This is a genomic window from Amphibacillus marinus, from assembly GCF_900110345.1.
In the GTDB taxonomy this organism is placed as follows: Bacteria; Bacillota; Bacilli; order Bacillales; family Amphibacillaceae; genus Amphibacillus_D; species Amphibacillus_D marinus.
In genome coordinates this window covers 63,759-80,871 of the sequence record NZ_FODJ01000003.1, presented here as the reverse complement: position 1 = coordinate 80,871, position 17,113 = coordinate 63,759, and the positions used below count along the sequence as shown (strand labels likewise).

General features: G+C 39.4%; 15 protein-coding genes. 6 read left to right on the top strand and 9 right to left on the bottom strand.

The genetic code is table 11. The features are described from left to right. Positions 1-7: 7 nt before the first annotated feature. Both BM000_RS05995 and BM000_RS05990 read right to left on the bottom strand, forming a co-directional pair. Positions 8-1,528, bottom strand: coding sequence for a sugar ABC transporter ATP-binding protein (locus BM000_RS05995; protein WP_091495859.1), 1,521 nt, complete (start codon positions 1,526-1,528; stop codon positions 8-10). A gap of 94 nt (positions 1,529-1,622) precedes the next feature. Further along, positions 1,623-2,798, bottom strand: coding sequence for a sugar ABC transporter substrate-binding protein (locus BM000_RS05990; protein ID WP_091495857.1), 1,176 nt, complete (start codon positions 2,796-2,798; stop codon positions 1,623-1,625). Between the two features lie 264 nt (positions 2,799-3,062). Between BM000_RS05990 and BM000_RS05985 the strand changes: the two genes are divergently transcribed. The 5 genes from BM000_RS05985 (at position 3,063) to BM000_RS05965 (ending at position 9,357) form a co-directional block, all read left to right on the top strand. Continuing rightward, on the top strand, positions 3,063-4,691 hold the full coding sequence (locus tag BM000_RS05985; protein WP_091495855.1) for a sensor histidine kinase: 1,629 nt from the start codon (positions 3,063-3,065) through the stop codon (positions 4,689-4,691). Further along, the gene (locus BM000_RS05980) at positions 4,684-5,451 is read left to right on the top strand and encodes a response regulator transcription factor (RefSeq protein WP_091495853.1); all 768 of its coding nucleotides are present in this window, start codon (positions 4,684-4,686) and stop codon (positions 5,449-5,451) included. Before BM000_RS05985 ends, BM000_RS05980 begins: the two co-directional genes overlap by 8 nt. An 89-nt stretch (positions 5,452-5,540) precedes the next feature. Continuing rightward, the gene (locus tag BM000_RS05975) at positions 5,541-6,566 is read left to right on the top strand and encodes an extracellular solute-binding protein (protein ID WP_091495851.1); all 1,026 of its coding nucleotides are present in this window, start codon (positions 5,541-5,543) and stop codon (positions 6,564-6,566) included. A 17-nt stretch (positions 6,567-6,583) separates the two neighbouring features. Further along, positions 6,584-7,678: an ABC transporter ATP-binding protein gene (locus BM000_RS05970; RefSeq protein ID WP_091495849.1), complete on the top strand. Its 1,095-nt coding sequence runs from the start codon at positions 6,584-6,586 to the stop codon at positions 7,676-7,678. Beyond that, on the top strand, positions 7,678-9,357 hold the full coding sequence (locus tag BM000_RS05965; RefSeq protein ID WP_091495847.1) for an ABC transporter permease: 1,680 nt from the start codon (positions 7,678-7,680) through the stop codon (positions 9,355-9,357). Before BM000_RS05970 ends, BM000_RS05965 begins: the two co-directional genes overlap by 1 nt. A 341-nt stretch (positions 9,358-9,698) precedes the next feature. Here the strand turns inward: BM000_RS05965 and BM000_RS05960 are convergent, their stop codons facing one another. The 4 genes from BM000_RS05960 to BM000_RS05945 form a co-directional block, all read right to left on the bottom strand. Then, a complete protein-coding gene (locus BM000_RS05960) occupies positions 9,699-10,202 on the bottom strand; it encodes a hypothetical protein (RefSeq protein WP_091495845.1) in 504 nt (167 codons plus the stop codon). A gap of 85 nt (positions 10,203-10,287) precedes the next feature. Next, positions 10,288-11,013 (bottom strand): YhfM domain-containing protein, encoded by a 726-nt coding sequence (locus tag BM000_RS05955; RefSeq protein ID WP_091495844.1) that lies wholly within the window; start codon positions 11,011-11,013, stop codon positions 10,288-10,290. Between the two features lie 123 nt (positions 11,014-11,136). Continuing rightward, a complete protein-coding gene (locus tag BM000_RS05950; protein WP_091495843.1) occupies positions 11,137-11,706 on the bottom strand; it encodes an NADPH-dependent FMN reductase in 570 nt (189 codons plus the stop codon). Positions 11,707-11,718: 12 nt separating this feature from the next. Then, on the bottom strand, positions 11,719-12,801 hold the full coding sequence (locus BM000_RS05945; protein ID WP_425425164.1) for an LLM class flavin-dependent oxidoreductase: 1,083 nt from the start codon (positions 12,799-12,801) through the stop codon (positions 11,719-11,721). A gap of 116 nt (positions 12,802-12,917) precedes the next feature. Between BM000_RS05945 and BM000_RS05940 the strand changes: the two genes are divergently transcribed. Then, the gene (locus BM000_RS05940) at positions 12,918-13,271 is read left to right on the top strand and encodes a winged helix-turn-helix transcriptional regulator (RefSeq protein ID WP_091495841.1); all 354 of its coding nucleotides are present in this window, start codon (positions 12,918-12,920) and stop codon (positions 13,269-13,271) included. Here the strand turns inward: BM000_RS05940 and BM000_RS05935 are convergent. The 3 genes from BM000_RS05935 to BM000_RS05925 form a co-directional block, all read right to left on the bottom strand. Next, positions 13,263-13,718, bottom strand: a complete 456-nt coding sequence (locus BM000_RS05935) for an 8-oxo-dGTP diphosphatase (RefSeq protein WP_091495840.1) — start codon at positions 13,716-13,718, stop codon at positions 13,263-13,265. The genes BM000_RS05940 and BM000_RS05935 overlap by 9 nt on opposite strands. Positions 13,719-14,003: 285 nt before the next feature. Beyond that, positions 14,004-15,329, bottom strand: coding sequence for a 6-phospho-alpha-glucosidase (locus BM000_RS05930; RefSeq protein WP_091495838.1), 1,326 nt, complete (start codon positions 15,327-15,329; stop codon positions 14,004-14,006). A 35-nt stretch (positions 15,330-15,364) separates the two neighbouring features. Continuing rightward, positions 15,365-16,954: a PTS transporter subunit EIIC gene (locus BM000_RS05925; protein WP_091495836.1), complete on the bottom strand. Its 1,590-nt coding sequence runs from the start codon at positions 16,952-16,954 to the stop codon at positions 15,365-15,367. Positions 16,955-17,113: the final 159 nt, after the last annotated feature.

Below are 17,113 nucleotides of genomic sequence, written 5' to 3'. Positions count from 1 at the left end.
CTCCCTCCTATTGTGTGGCCAGCTCCATTATTTTTTCTTGATCCGCTTCCGCTGCTGCTAGCTCACCTTTAATCCTTCCTTCAGCCATGACATAAACACGGTCACTCATACCAAGCACTTCTCCAAGTTCTGAGGAAATCATAATAATGCTTAGCCCTTGTTCAATAAGCTTATTCATAACTGAATAAATTTCAAATTTAGCACCGACATCAATCCCTCTGGTCGGCTCATCTAAAATTAGAATGTTTGGTCCGACAAACAACCATTTACCAAGTGAGACCTTTTGCTGGTTACCACCACTTAGTTTGCCGACATGCTGTTCAATTGAGGAGGCTTTAATATGAAGGGATTCCTTGTAATACTCGGCAACTTTAATTTCCTCATTATCATTAATAATGCCATTGTTAGAAATTCCTGATAGCTTTGCTGCTGAGACATTATTGGTGATGTTTTGCAACAGAAAGAGACCATTGCCCTTGCGATCCTCGGTGACATAAGCTATTCCTGCTTTAATTGCTTCACTGGTATGCTTAAATTTTCTAGGTTGACCGTTTAAAGCAAGGTCCCCTCTTAGCTTGTAATTTTTTGGATTACCAAAAATACTAAGCGCTAGCTCTGTCCGCCCCGAGCCCATTAATCCTGCCAAGCCAATAATTTCACCTTTACGCAGTGTTAGACTTGCTTCTTTAACAACATCACGGCCTAACTGGCTATCATAAGCGGACCAATTGACAAGCTCCAAAACGGTATCACCGATTTTTTTCTCTGGACGCTTCGGATAGATATCATTTATTTCACGACCAACCATATGCTTAATAATGGTTCGTTCGTTTATTTCACCTTTGTTAGCATCGAGCGTACAAATTGTTTGACCATCACGAAGAACAGTTGCTTTATCCGCAATTGCCACGACCTCTTTAAGCTTATGTGAGATCATAATGCAGCTGATGCCTTGCTTCTTCAGTTGTTTAATCAATTCAAGTAAGTTCTCACTATCATCTTCATTTAATGCCGCAGTTGGCTCATCTAAAATAAGGAGCTTAACATCCTTACTTAATGCTTTGGCTATCTCAACCAATTGTTGTTTTCCAACGCCAAGATCCTTAATCAATACTTCTGGGTTTACTTTCAGATTCACCTTGTTGAGCATAGCTTTTGCTTTCACGATTGTCTGATTCCAATTAATGACTGAGCCTTTTTTAACTTCATTGCCAATATAAATGTTTTCATAAACAGATAAATCTGGAAATAAGGCTAGCTCTTGATAAATAATTGCTATGCCTACCTCAACACTGTCACTAATTTTATTAAATTGTTGTACCTTGCCTTGATAAACAATGTCACCTTCATATTCGCCATATGGATAAACGCCACTTAACACCTTCATAAGCGTTGATTTGCCAGCACCATTTTCACCAATTAAACAGTGAATTTCACCTTCTTCTACCTTGAAATTCACATCACTTAATGCTTTTACGCCTGGAAAAGTCTTTGTTATACTGTGCATTTCAAGAATGTTATTAGCCATTATCATCCCACCTTCATAAAAAACAAGTAAAGGCTGAAATAGCGATAGCAGACTATCGCTATTTCACGCTTACTTCTTTTTAATTATTTCTAAATTATTCTAAGCCAGTAAAGTCACTTGCTTCATAGTAGCCAGAGCCAATTAGCTCAGCTTCTACATTAGCTTGATCAACAACGATAACCTCTGATTGTAAGGCGGCTACCTCTTTTGCTCCGTTATCATAGGCACCTGTCGTTTCTGGAGTATCGCCGTCTAAGATCGTGACTGCCATCCCCATTGCATCTTCAACTAAACGACGAACATCTTTGAAGACTGTCATTGATTGCTGGCCATCAATAATATATTGAATAGACGCCATCTCTGCATCCTGACCTGTTACCACAAAGCTGGTAATATCACTATCAGTTGCAAACACATCAGCAATTGAACGCGCAGTGCCATCGTTTGGTGCTAAAATGGCAACATCACCTTTTAGATCATCGCCAGCTGCTGTTAAATGTGTTTGAGCTTTGTTAATTGCTTCGTTTGGATCCCAGTTTGTTGTTACCTGACCAAGAATACGACCCATTTCATCGCGTGATAGCTCTGCATTAGCTGATAGCGCTTCTGCTTCACTTGAGTTAGCGATTACAAATGTACCATCAGCAATTTTAGGCTGTAGAACAGACCATGCACCTTCAAAGAATAAAAAGGCATTGTTATCTGATGATGCACCGGCATAAAGGTAAAGTGGCACACCTGTGCCTTCTGCATGATCAATTAAGTATTGTCCTTGCGCTTCACCAACAGCAAAGCTATCAAATGTTACATAGTAATCAACTGCATCTGTGCTGGTAATTAAGCGGTCATAGGCAATAACAGTTACGCCCTCTGCTGCTGCTGCTTGTGCTGCTGCACCTGCTGCATCACCATCATGTGGACTAATAATAAGGACATCAATTCCTCTACTAATTAAGGTTTCAACATTTTGTAATTCGTTAGCTGAAGATCCTTGACTAAACAGAATTTCAGTTGTATAGCTTGAGCCAGCCAAGGCATCCTTGAAACGTTGCTCATCCTGTACCCAGCGTGGTTCATCACGCGTTGGTAATACGATTCCTACATTTATCTCCCCTGATCCCGTTGTCTCTTCGGCTGTATCGGTTTCTTCTGTCTGATCGTCTCCAGTTTCATTCGGCTCACTGCTCGTATCATTTGTACACCCTACTAATAAAAGTGCAAATAATCCTGCCACCATTAAAAACCATAATGCTTTCCCTTTTCTAAACATTGTATAACCCCTCTCAATGGCTTAATTTAACTTGCACTCTAAGTATATGGGCTAGTCAGAATCTGTGTAAGCGGATTCACTGGTGTTTTTTTATCATAGTCTGGAATTTTTTAAGGTCTAAAGGATGAGGAGGAGCTTAAAGCTACATTATTCTAGTACAGAATCGTTAAAGCGTATTGCTTTTTAACTAATTGTTCAGATAGAATAAGAGCAATCATTTAACCTGTTGAGTTAAAGTAGCAGGAAGTGAAGAGAGGGAGCAGAATGAAGTTAAAAAGATTCGAGGCAAAAATTAGAGTAGACATCTTAAAGTTTTCATTTAAGATTATTACGCTGATGATTATCATTACCATTATCACGGTCAGTTTTTTTAATTATAATATGAGAAATTACCGCCTTAATAATACCCTAGATCACTATAGCAGTAGCTTAAAGCATGTCATAACCACCAATCAGCAGGAGCTCTACGCCGTTTCCAAGGATGTGTTCATCCGTTTTCTAACTGGAGAATCTGATTCAAGAAATGTGTTTAGCTCGTTCTACAGCTTTAATGCCCGGCAACAGATGAAAAGTGATCTGTTAGTTTTTGATGAAGCGTTAGCGTTAGTGTTACATACCAACCCAATCTTTGAAACAGACTATGCCCTTTTTCATTTTCTAAGCATCGTTATTGATAATGAAGCGCCACTTCAGGAAACAGGCGCACTAAGAGTTTATCAATCAAATCAATCTACCTACTTACTATATGTCCTGCCAATTATTGACCAAGCTATCATTGGCTACGCTGTCTCCGTTATTGATGGCAGAGAATTTCAATTGTTAAGGGAGGACACTTCTACCAATTATGTCATCTATGATCAGTACGATAATGTTCTGTCTGCAAGCTCAACTAGTATCGTTCACACGACGACGGGAAAACTAAATTTAAATAATGACATAAATCATAAGGAGACACGACCCTTTTCAAACATAACGATTACAGCATATGTAAGCAATCAGAGCTATGCAGGGGTTTTCTTCACAAGTTTAATTGTCCTTGCCATCCTATCCCTTTTTATTTCTTTACAGACATATATTTTTTCAAAAAAAGCCTCTACAAAAATGGGCCATTCCCTTTATTTGCTTTACGATCAATTAATGCAAGTGAGTAAGAGCCCTAGCCATCGTATCTCAATTAAAACCGAGGATGAATTTGAAACACTGGCAGAGAATATTAACAAGGTGCTTGCCGAATTACAAAGTGCCCATGATCGTAATATTAAGCTCAGCGAATTGAATTTGGAATCAGAGCGTCGGAAACTAGAAGCGCAGTTCCATCCCCATTTTCTCGCGAATACGTTAGAGACTATTCGGTCAGCTATTTATGTTGATACCAGTTTAGCGGAAGAATTACTAACACGGATGAACGACATCCTGCGCTATAGTATTAGCGAAAAAAGGGTCGACTTGCCTTTACAGGATGATCTGGTCTATATAGAGAATTATTTAATCGTAAATCAAATTCGCTATGAAGATTTCACCTATAAATTTAAAATTGACCACGATCTTAAAAACTTACGCGTGCCTAAGTTGCTACTGTTACCGTTAATTGAGAATAGCTTAAAATATGGCTTCAAGTTTCGACGTGACTTAAAGATGCTTATAGCCATTCATAGGGGAAGCCATGGTGATATTATAATTCGCGTGATCGATAATGGCGGAAACCTATCAAGTGACCAAGCGACTCAGTTGAATACAATGTTAACCACTACAACTAAGCCTGACCAGCATCATGGACTCATTAATACAAAGCAACGCTTATCATTAATGTATGAACATGCTCGTTTTGTGGTCAAAACGAAGTGTCGGTGCACGATAATAGAAATAAGAATGAGAGGTGGCCACTATGTATAAAGTAATCATTGTAGAAGATGAAGCGCTGATTCGTAAGCGTCTCGTCTATGGCTTAGATTATGAGAAATATAATTGTCTGGTGGTCGGCGAAGCACGCGATGGTGAGGAAGGAACTAAGCTAATTAAAGAGCTCGAACCTGATATCGTCCTAACCGATATTAATATGCCAATCAAAAATGCCTTTGACATGCTAGAGGAAACGCTTGATTACAGCTACTGTACCATTATTTTATCTAGCTACAATGAATTTTCGAATGCACAAAAAGCGATTAAATTTGGTGTTACTGAATTTATTGTCAAACCGATTAATGAACGTGAGCTCTACGAAGCATTAGAACGCGCTATTTTGCAAGCACAGCAACTAAAGATTATTAAGCAATTGTCATACTCTCAAGAAGCACTAGATGAACTTCAAGCCAATGAGGTGAAACGACATCAAGTACATGATGAAGTTGTTAATGAAATGATTCAATTCATCCGGGATCACTATAGTGAGAAATTCGTCTTTGATGATGTCTCAAAAGCGATTGGCTATAGCTCAGCCTTACTTCACGACCGCTTTAAAAAAGAAGTGCATACGACTTTTAATGACTATTTAAACCGTTATCGGATTCGAAAATCCATTGAATTTATCTTAAAAGGGGAAAAAAAGGTTTACGAGATCGCTGAAGACTGCGGATTTAGTGAATACAAATACTACAACAAAGTATTCAAAAAGTATATCGGAATGAGCACCAAAGACTTTCTCGAAAAACTATAGGATATTCCCCTTTATTGGGCGATTTTCGGATATGAAAACGCATTCAATTAAGTATAATCAAGGTATCACAAGATAAAGGGGAGAAAATTATGAAAGCGTTAAGAAAACAATTATTACTGGCAATTGCATTTATTGGGTTAATTACTTTACTAGTCGGATGTGCAAATGAGGAAGGCAGCGCTGATCGATTAGTGATCTATTCACCTAACTCAGAGGGGTTAATTAACGCCACTATCCCAGCATTTGAAGAGAAATACGATATTCAAGTGGACCTTATTCAAGCAGGAACAGGTGAGTTATTCGCCAAATTAGAAAGTGAGAAAGACTCTCCTGTAGCAGATATTGTTTTCGGTGGTGGCTATACACAGTTTTCCATGCATACTGATTTATTTGAGGAGTATGTATCATCAGAGGATGGTAATGTTATCGATTCATACCGTAATTCGACAGGATTTTATACGCCTTATACCCTAGATGGTAGTGTATTGGTAGCAAATCGCGATATTCTGGGTGATATTGAAATTAATAGCTATGAAGACTTACTAAATCCAGAGTTACAAGGCAAGATTTCATCTGGCGACCCAGCCAACTCATCTAGTGCATTTGCACAATTAACAAACATGCTACTAGCTAAAGGTGGTTACGAATCAGATGAGGCTTGGAACTATGTAGAAGAATTGTATACCAACATTGATGGCAAAATTAGCTCAAGCTCCAGTAATGTCTATCGCGCAGTAGCTGATGGCGAAATGGCGGTTGGGCTATCTTATGAAGACCCTGTTGCTAAATTAATTGAAGATGGGGCTAATGTTGAACTTATCTATCCTGAAGAAGGCGTGGTATTCCTTCCAGCAAACGCAGCCATTATTAAAGGTGCCAATAATCAAGAGTATGCCGAGAAATTTATCGACTTTATTATTTCACAAGAGATTCAAAATGTCCTATCAACAACAACTACAAACCGTCCCGTTCGTGAAGATGTCGAAACGAATGATGTAATGAAGCCATTTGCCGATATCAATGCATTAGATGAAGACATGGATTTTGTCTCAGAAAATCGACAAGATATTGTTGACCGTTACAATGAAATCTTTGTTCAGATTCAATCGAATTAATAAGGGGGCAGATTGCTATGACACAGATAAAAATAGAACACGCAAAAAAAGTTTTTGGTGATGCAGTTGTCATACCGGATTTAAACATTACCATCAAAGAGGGGTCATTATTCACGTTACTTGGCCCCTCCGGCTGTGGTAAAACAACACTTTTAAGAATGATTGCCGGGTTTAACTCAATCGAAGGTGGCGATTTCTACTTTGGCGAGAAGCGCATTAATGATTCAGAGCCCAGCAAACGGAATATCGGGATGGTTTTCCAAAACTATGCGATTTTCCCACACCTTACTGTACGTGAGAATGTCGAGTTTGGTTTAAAACAGCGTAAGCTTGACAAAGGAGTAGTTAGAGAACGGGCTGAGAAGTATTTAAAACTCATACAGATGGAAAAGTTTATGGATCGTAAGCCAGAACAATTAAGTGGTGGGCAGCAACAACGTGTTGCCTTGGCTCGCGCATTAGCGATTAACCCCGACGTTTTATTAATGGATGAGCCGTTAAGTAATTTAGACGCAAAGCTAAGAGTCGATATGAGACAGGCTATCCGTGAAATTCAAAGAGAAGTTGGCATCACCACTGTTTACGTGACCCATGATCAGGAGGAAGCAATGGCTATCTCTGATCAAATTGCCGTTATGAAGGATGGTATTGTCCAGCAAGTCGGTTCACCTAAATCATTATACCATCGCCCAGCTAATGAGTTCGTTGCGTCCTTTATTGGGCGAACCAACATGCTTAATGCTGAGCTCAAGCATAACGAACAAGGGCTTGCTGAACTTCAGCTACAAAACGGTTTCATCGTGCCCTATCCAAGATTAAACCATCTTGACGATCAACAAGTCCGAATTAGTATTCGACCAGAAGACTTTATTCGGGTTGAGGATGCCGCTTCAGTAGATACATTTGAAGTTAGAATTGAGGATAGTGTCTATCTTGGGCTGAACACCGAATACGTTGTGGCTTTAACAGATAAACATCATATCCAGGTTACAGAAGAATCAAGCTTTGATGAGGACTTAATTGTTGGCGATCGTGTTCACTTAACGGTTAATACGAATAAGATTAATGTCTATTGTACCGACGGGTTAACTAACCTTTCGGAGGTGAAGTAATGAAACAAACCAAAAACACGAGACGGTTTCGGTTAGATATTTGGGGTATTGCTGGCTTAGTCATTCTAGTATGCTACCTGCTCTTTCTTGTCTACCCGGTAGGGAATATCTTAAAGCAATCGTTTTATACGAGTGAGTTAGGCTTCTCGCTTGAGCAATTTTCTAAATTCTTTTCCATGAGTTATTATTCAAATACGTTGTTTAATAGTTTCAAAGTTTCGATCACTGCAACTATTTTTGCTTTAATTATTGGGATATTACTCGCTTATTTATTTGCGATGTTTGATTTTAAAGGGAAGAAATTTCTAAGAATATTAATTATTATTGCTTCAATGTCAGCACCGTTTATCGGTGCCTACTCTTGGATTCTCTTACTCGGTAGAAGCGGTGTAATCACGAGCTTCTTAAGTAACATTCTCGGCGTGCAAATGCCTGATATTTATGGTTTTTCAGGCATTGTGCTTGTATTCACCTTGCAGCTATTCCCGTTAATCTTTCTTTATGTTAACGGTGCATTTAAAAGTATTGATCAATCGATTCTCGAGGCAGCAGAAGGCATGGGGGTCACAGGGATCAGCCGCTTCTTCAAGGTTGTTCTTCCACTACTAATGCCTACTGTATTAGCTGGTGCATTGCTTGTCTTTATGCGGGCATTCTCTGACTTTGGTACGCCGATGTTAATTGGTGAAGGTTATCGTACTTTCCCAGTATTAATTTATACTGAATTTATTAGTGAGGTTGGTGGTGATGCTGCCTTTGCCTCAGCCTTAGCAGTTATTGCTATCGTGATTGCACTGTCGATTTTCATGTTGCAACAAATTGTATCTTTACGCTTTGCGTTTTCAATGAATGCACTACATCCTGTTCGAACAAAGAAAGTTTCTGGTATTAAGAAGGTACTCGTTTATCTAGCAAGCTACGGGATTGTGTTAACAGCAGTGCTGCCGCAGCTCTACCTTGTCTATACCTCATTCCAAAATACAAGTGGGATGGTCTTTCAATCTGGATACTCTTTAAATAGCTATCGTGCAGCATTTTCACGAATGGGTAATTCCATCTTTAACACATTAAGAATTCCCTTTTTTGCAATCATTTTGGTTGTCTTATTCGCTGTCTTCATATCTTATTTAGCTGTTCGGAGACGTAATGCGGTGACATCAACCATCGATAGCTTGAGTATGATCCCTTACATTGTTCCAGGTACCGTTTTAGGGATCGCTTATTTAACATCATACAACACCGGTATTGGTGGGACCGGGATGTTATCAATCACGGGAACGACAATGATTTTAGTGATTTCCTTTGCTGTCCGGCGCTTACCTTATACGATCCGGTCGTCAGTTGCCTCTCTTCATCAGATCTCACCATCCATTGAAGAAGCAGCACAAAGCTTAGGGAGTAGCAAGCTGAATACGTTCTTTAAGATTACGGTTCCGATGATGATGCCTGGTATTATCGCTGGTGCAATCCTTAGTTGGATCACCATGATTTCTGAATTATCAACTTCAATCCTGCTGTATACCGTCAACACCAGAACAGTTACCGTTGCAATCTACACTGAAGTTATTCGCGGTAATTACGGCATTGCGGCAGCCCTATCAACGATTTTAATGATCTTTACCGTCCTATCATTGTTATTGTTTATGAAGGTGTCTGGTAAAGATGAGATTAGCTTATAGCTTTATTGTGAAGAAGCCCTTTATCTAGTTGAGATGAAGGGCTTTTACGATGCAGAAGTTTAGTAGTCATTTTTTTCAAAGCGAATAATCAGCTGATTTTATGTTAAAAATAAATTACAACAAACAAGTAGAAATGATAGCAGGAAGTTATCAAGATGTGGATTTTACTTAATTAGACCACCATCTAGGTAAAATAAGTTTATTATTTGGCAGTGTGGCTATTTTTATCATCTACTCTTTATTACTTATTGAGTCTGGTGCTCAGGCACAGATTATTAAGTTTACTAGCAAAGAAACAGATAAACGTTAATTGCGTTCTCCTTAGCACGATATATGCCAGCCTAATCGGTTTTATATTCCTTTAAGAACTCTGATAAGTCTAAATAATGATTAACAACAATTTCATTGCTTTGAAGTGGAAAGAATAAGCTGCTTTCATCATATTGGCTGTTTATTTTTTCAAAATCAAAGTTTGCCACAATCGTATGATCATTTTCCGCAAAAAAAGCATAGCTCTGCACATAAGTATCATCAATATTTTCTAACCTTACATTCTCCGTGTAGATGAACCTACCTGCTGGAATAGCTAGCTTTTGAAGACGATCACTAAATACAGGTGATGCCTCTGCACCCACAAACGTAATAAGTTGTTTTCCAGGTTCATAATCCTCTTCATAAATTTGCACTAAATAAATAGCTACGTCTTGCTCACTCTTACCAGCGACTAACTCAATCATTCTATCTACTATGTTAAACTGTTTATCTTCTGATAATGAATGCTGCACAGCAATACCTAACAAGTCTACTTGATCGCTGTGTTGTTGTTGAAAAATTAATTTGGTCATTTTAACACCCTTTATAAAAATCTTAATGTTAATGCATAGCTATAATATAAACCAATTACCTACTCTACAGTAGCTTGGGGACAGCTTAAAATTGCTCGTCAATTAATTCCATAAGACGGTCACTTTTTGAAGGATCAATTAGGTAAAGCGTATGTGTATCGGATTTAACCATCATTGCGCGCTCTTCTCCCGCCTCACCCGTCCAGAGAAAATAGGCGCTGGATGCCCCTGCTTCGTTGTCAAACTTTACTTCATAATTCGGGGAAACCATATCAGTAATGCCCGGTTGTTGAACAGCATCTGCAAAAATTTGCTCGAGCTCAGTGACTATTTGCTCATCTGTATACGTCACCGTTCCACCACTTCCAATTCTACTTATGCTAACCTGTGAATAATGCACCGTTTGTTCAAGTTGATCGGCCACTAACGTCTTTAATTGCTCAGTCTGTTCTGCGGACACGGAATAAATCGTTTCTGTATTGCTAGACCTCATTAAGGTACTGTTGTATCCATTATTAATCCATAAAAAAAGCTGTTCAGACTCTTTACTATCATAGTGAAGGCTTATCTCATACTCTGGTTCAGCCATATTAACAGCCCCTGGTTCTTGAACTGCGCCCGCTAAAACACTCGCTAGTTCTTTCACCATGTCCTGCTCATTAATGACGATTTCACTAGCTTTAAGATACCTCGCCACGCTGTATTGGGTAAAATCGAGCGCCACTTCAAGGTCATGATCGTCTGCTTGATCAGTTGATTGACAGGCAATTAATAGCATACTTACCGCCACAATAAATCCAATTTTCTTCAAAGAAAATCAGCCCCTTTTTATAATTAGTCGCTTGATATAATGAGAAAGTTTCCATTTTTTTAAAAAGTTACATTAAAAAAGTGAGCAGGCATTCACCCGCTCACATATTGCTCTTTAACGCGATTAGAATCCGTATTGTTCTTCTTGATCTTGCCAAATTTGCTGATAACTACGGGCAAGTACAATGGTATCCTCGACTAATTTCTCAATTCTAAAATGAACATCATCATTAACAATGCGACCATGGTCAAAATCAGTTGCAACAGCAAAGACGTAATTCGGCAGGACGTTTGCTTTCATATAACTAAGAATTGGCTTTAATTGCTGCTCAGCAATGAGGTAATGCTTGTCCGATCCTGCTGTCATAATGATGCTACAGGTTTTATATTGAAGCGCATTTTGCGGGAGTAAGTCAAAAACATTTTTCAAAGTAGCAGGAATAGCGGCCTGAAAAATTGGACTAGCAAAAATAATGACGTCAGCTGACATGATGGCTTGCGTTACTTCAGCAGTGTCACCTTGATAATCTAAATAGTTTCGTCCATCACTAAAAACCAGATCCTTTTCCTTTAAATCAATAAATTGTAACGAATGATCAGCGCCATATCTGCTCGTTAAGCTATCATAGGCATATTGAGCAACCACTCGTGTTTTACTACCTATATTGGAACCCGACAGGATTAGAATATTCACATGATCTCCTCCTTATTTCTTCATAGTATGCTTTCTTATCTCAGGCAAGATTCGCTCGCCAATTAAGGTAATATTTCGTTTGATCTCATCCATGCTGACACCACCGAAGTCAAGCTGACCGACATAGCGCTGATTACCGAATAATTCATGCTGATAAAGTAATTTCTCGACAATCAATTGCGGATCACCAACATTAATGACACTACGATAATCCTGACCTTGTGCAAAGGCTTGCTTTGGAAAACCGCTCCCATTTGTCTTCTTCATCCCCTCGTTAATATGCGGATAATAAGCGCGATAAGCCTCCATCATATCCTCATGGGCATAGAAGAATCCTCCCGTTGCGACGGGGAGCTGATCAGCTTGATGACCAGACGATTGTGCCGTTGTCCGATATAGGTCAATCCGTTCTTTAAAAACAGACGCAGGACCACCCAGATGGGCTTGGTACATTGGCACCCCAAGTCGCCCAGCTTTTTGAGCGGAGTCAAGCGAACCCCCAACTGCACGCCAGATTGGCAACCCTTGCGCCGCATTATTTGGCCGTGGCAGTACATGGGCATGTTTCAGCGGTTTGCGAAATTCTCCCGCCCAATCGACAACTTCATTTTCATTTATTTTTAATAACAATTCGAATTTTTCTTCAAATAATTGCTCGTAGTCAGCTAAATTATAGCCAAGTAATTCAAACAAACCAACCCGTGATGCCCGCCCTGCTATGATCTCCATCCGACCATTTGACAACAAATCAATAGTCGCAGCGTCCTCAAACACGCGGACAGGATCTGAGGTGCTAATAATCGTTGCTCCCGAGGTGATTTTTATTTGATTAGTTGCTTGTGCGACCATTGCCAAGACAATTAGATGCGATTGGGTAACGAAATAGTCTTGATGCGATTCACCAACCTGAAAGACATCAATTCCAGCCTGTTCAGCAAGCTGAGCCATTTCAACAATTTCTTTTAAACGTTGTTCCGCTGAAATCCGCTTCCCTGTGTGTGGATTAGGTAAATGATCACCTAACGTATAAATACCAAATTCCAAGCCTTTGCTTGGCTCGAATTTAGGCATAACATGTCGATTATTTTCCGTCATTGTACCTCACTCCTTTTAGTCTAATTTCAGTATAAACACAATCGTTTCTTTTTTGAAGTAGGTACTTAAAAGTGCTATAATATCCAAAAAGATACTATTGGAAGAAACGTAAACATATGGACAAGATCATTCCGAATTATTGTATGGTTAGTGAGCCCCTAGAAGTGCTTGTGGGGAAATGGAAGCCAATTATCCTGTTAAATTTATTAGCAAACAGCCCGATGCGCTTCACCGAAATTAAACAGGCCATTCCCGAAATTACACAAAAAATGCTGACGAAACAACTACGGGAATTGGAGTCACATGATATCATTTCAAGAACAGTCTATCCGGAGGTACCACCACGTGTAGAATATGCGATAACTGCTCATGGTCAGACTTTACAGCCAATCTTAGATCGTATGCATCAATGGGGACTTGCTCACATTGCACACATGGAAGAGAAGGAACTTAAGTCAGACTTAGAATAAATGTAGCTTAACCTGCTCCGCTTCACGTTCGTAAAAAAACTCGCTAAGCTCACCATCCTCCATAACTTGAACCATCGCTGCGAAGTCTGGTGCCAGCTTGTGATTTAATAAATCTTGTCGAGGTAGCCAATAAACCTCACCCTCTGCTGAAGAGATAAGCTCACCTGCAAATTGATTTGTCTTATACAATAGAACGACATAACGCTCGTCCTCATTTGTTTGAAATTGTTTAATCCCACAGAGCTCGGGTGACTTAATGGTAAGGCCTGTTTCTTCCCAAACCTCTCGAACAACTGCTTGGACAAATGATTCGCCCTTTTCAATATGACCACCAGGAAAAGTAATCCCAGGCCATGTCTTGCTAATCCGATCCTGAACAAGTACATGGCCCTTGTCATCATAAATCATACACATATTAGTGAAAATTGCTCGTTCGCTACGACTCATCATATTCCTCCAAGATTTCATGCTTTTTAGCCAGTTTATCATAATTTGTGAGCTAGCGTTTAACTAACTCTAATTAGTTTTTTTATCCTAATGCCCATTTTATTAACAGCAAATGCGTAATTAAAGGAGAAACATCGCTTTCCTTTTCTATTCGTCACTAATATTTATTTGAAATAATTTGTCTAATTCAGGTGGGTAGCTTTCTTTAATAAGTCCGTTGTATAGCACCCTCCTGAACGCACAACAAAAAAAAGCAAGTGCCTCAGCACTTGCTTTTTTCTAGTACTAACTTAATTCTGGCCAGTAATCCTTGTTCACTTCAATTAAATCATCAAGTAAATCTTTTGCTACCTTAGCACTTGGTACGGTTTTTGATAGCGTCAGGGCTTGCCAGAGCTTTTGATAGCTCTTTTCAATATAAGCTTGGACAACAAGCTTCTCGACGGTTAGCTGTTGGTACATTAATGCCTGCTCAAACTCAGGAATCTTACCTTGTGCTAATGGCTCGGGTCCATCGGTTCCAACAAGACACGGCACTTCAACCATTGCATCATCAGGGAAGTTCGCAATTGCGCCATTGTTCTCAACAATCATTAACATCCGCTCATGTGTGTTAAAAGCAATGGCACGGGCTAAATCAACAATAAAAGAAGCATGGGCATCAATTTCAAAGCCACTATCAACCGCTGTGCCTTTTTCAATAATGGCACGCGCTGCTGAAAAGACCTTCTTTTCCCGTCCTGCCATGACTTCATTTGCTCGGGTGAAATCTGGCGTTGCTTTTTCAAATTCATAATCAGGATACAAATAATATTTTAAATAGGTATTTGGCAGATACCTTGGATTAACAGCCAACAAATCCTTTGCTTTCTTATGCGTTTCCTGCCAGCTCGGATCGGTATGCTGCGTATCGACCTCAACCTGAGTAAGGTAGCCATTTTCAGCCACGTAAGCACGGATTTGATCAATGTACTCATTACCTTCTCTATCCTTAACGCTGGTCCACCAACCGAAGTGATTTAGACCGAAATAGCGCACCTCGAGTTCTGCTGGTGTTTTTTCGATAATCTGTGACATCCGACGCAGTGTGCCAACAGGCATATCACAAATATTAAGCACCTTGGAATCGGGTCTTAAAATCCGGCATGCTTCAGCAACGATAGAAGCTGGATTTGAGTAATTAAGCATCCAGGCATCTGGTGAATACTGTTCCATGTAATCAATAATCTCTAGCATCCCGGTAATACTACGCATACCATATGCGATCCCACCTGGTCCACAGGTTTCTTGGCCGATTACACCGTGCTTCAATGGCACCTTCTCATCCTGTTCACGCATTTCGTACTTGCCAACCCGAATATGGGCCATGCAAAAGTCAATATCCTCAAAGCCTTCCTTTGGATCAGTCGTGTAGCTAAACTCAACCTCAGGTGCCTGTTCCTTTAATAAAATCTCAAGTGCCTCACCTAGAACTGATTGGCGGTCACCATCATTATCATAGAGCTTTAATTTACGTAGTGGAAAGCGATCAAGATGATCAAGCATCATCATCACGATACCTGGTGTAAATGTACTTCCCCCACCTGCGATTACAACGGAAAATTTCTTCATAGTTTGTCACCCTTACCTTTCTACTTTTTCTTTAATTATTGTTCTGAGTTATCTCGTCCTAAATAGTGATCAACGATCTCTCTGACTTTGGTTACATTTAGACCATAGACCACTTGAACGTTCTTCCCTTTCTTAATGACACCATTTGCGCCAGTATCCTGCTTTAGGACTGTTTCATTAACGCTATCTGGATTATCAACAGTCAGCCTTAGTCGCGTATAGCAATTATCGACTGTCTTTATATTATCCTTACCACCTAATGCTTCAACAATGATACGTGCTTTTTCGTGATCATTGTCCCCTTTTCCTGCTTCTACCTTCTCTTTATAATCAGCTTTTGAGTAAAGACGTGTTTCTGCTCCGTCATCCTCACGACCAATTGTTTTTAGATTCCATAGTTTTATTAAGAATCTGAACAAGAAATAGTAAAGAACAAAGAAGATTATCCCGACAACAATAAACATTGGCCAACTTGTTTTCTCTGTACCTAAAGGCACGTTATAAAGTAAGAAATCAATAAACCCATTTGGTCCAATTGCGCGGACATTGAAAATATTTAAGACCACCATGCTAAGACCACTTAAAACTGAGTGAATAACGAATAAGATTGGTGAAATAAACATGAATGAAAATTCAATTGGTTCCGTTACTCCGGCAATAAATGACGTGACTGCTGCCGGAATTAAAATTGCCTTTGCTTTCGCTTTATTGGCTGGTTTAGCCGTATGGTACATCGCCAAACAGGCACCAATTAACCCAAACATTTTTGAGATACCACGTGCATCCCAAATAACGGTTTGTGACAAGACACTAACACTGTTATCAGCAATCTCGGCAAAATAAATATTCCGCGCACCTTCAAATACTTGACCACCAACCTCTTGTAAGCCACCAAGTGATGTATACAAGAATGGGGTGTAAACAAGGTGATGCAATCCAGTTGGGATAAGAAGTCGCTCTAAAGTTCCATAAAGGAAGATCCCAAAGTTACCCGCTTGCATCATAAAATCACCTAAGGCATTAATACCTGATTGGAAAAATGGCCAAATATAAGTGAATAAAATTGCCAGTAGCACCACGATTGGAATTAACAAGATAAAGACGAACCGTGCACCACCGTATACTTGAAACGCATTACTGAATTCAGTATCAATAAATTTGTTGTGCACATAAGCGGTGACAATTCCAAGAATAATACCGAGGAATACGCCCATATCTAGAACCTGAACACCTAAGACAAGGGTTTGACCTGATCCCCGAAGCGCATCACTATCAACTAATATTCCAGTAAGATCCATAAATCGGTTCATTGCATTAATAAAAACAAGAAAACCAAGCAATGATGTAAAAGCTGCTTCCGCCTTCTTTTTCTTAGCGAGCCCTAACGCAATCCCAACACAGAAGATTAACCCAAGATTGGTTAAAACCGATACAAGTGACCCCGATAAAATTGAACCAAAGCCAGTCGTAATTGGATTATCTAAAAACGGAAAGCGCTCTAATAATTGTGCATTTGTAAATAAATTCCCAATTGCAATCAAAATACCCGCGATCGGTAAAATAAGAATTGGCACAAACATTGCCTTTGAAAAACGCTGCATACTATCCATAAGTTTTGCTTTCATAAAACTGCCTCCTTAATAAAAATAATTTAAATAATGTCTAAGCACAGTGTAGGTGATAACGGATTCAATGAAAAGGGTTTCAGGCATAAACGAAACGTGTCTCTATAAATAGAAACACGTTTCGGTTTTTTAGTTTAAGATGGTAGCCACTACTTTATT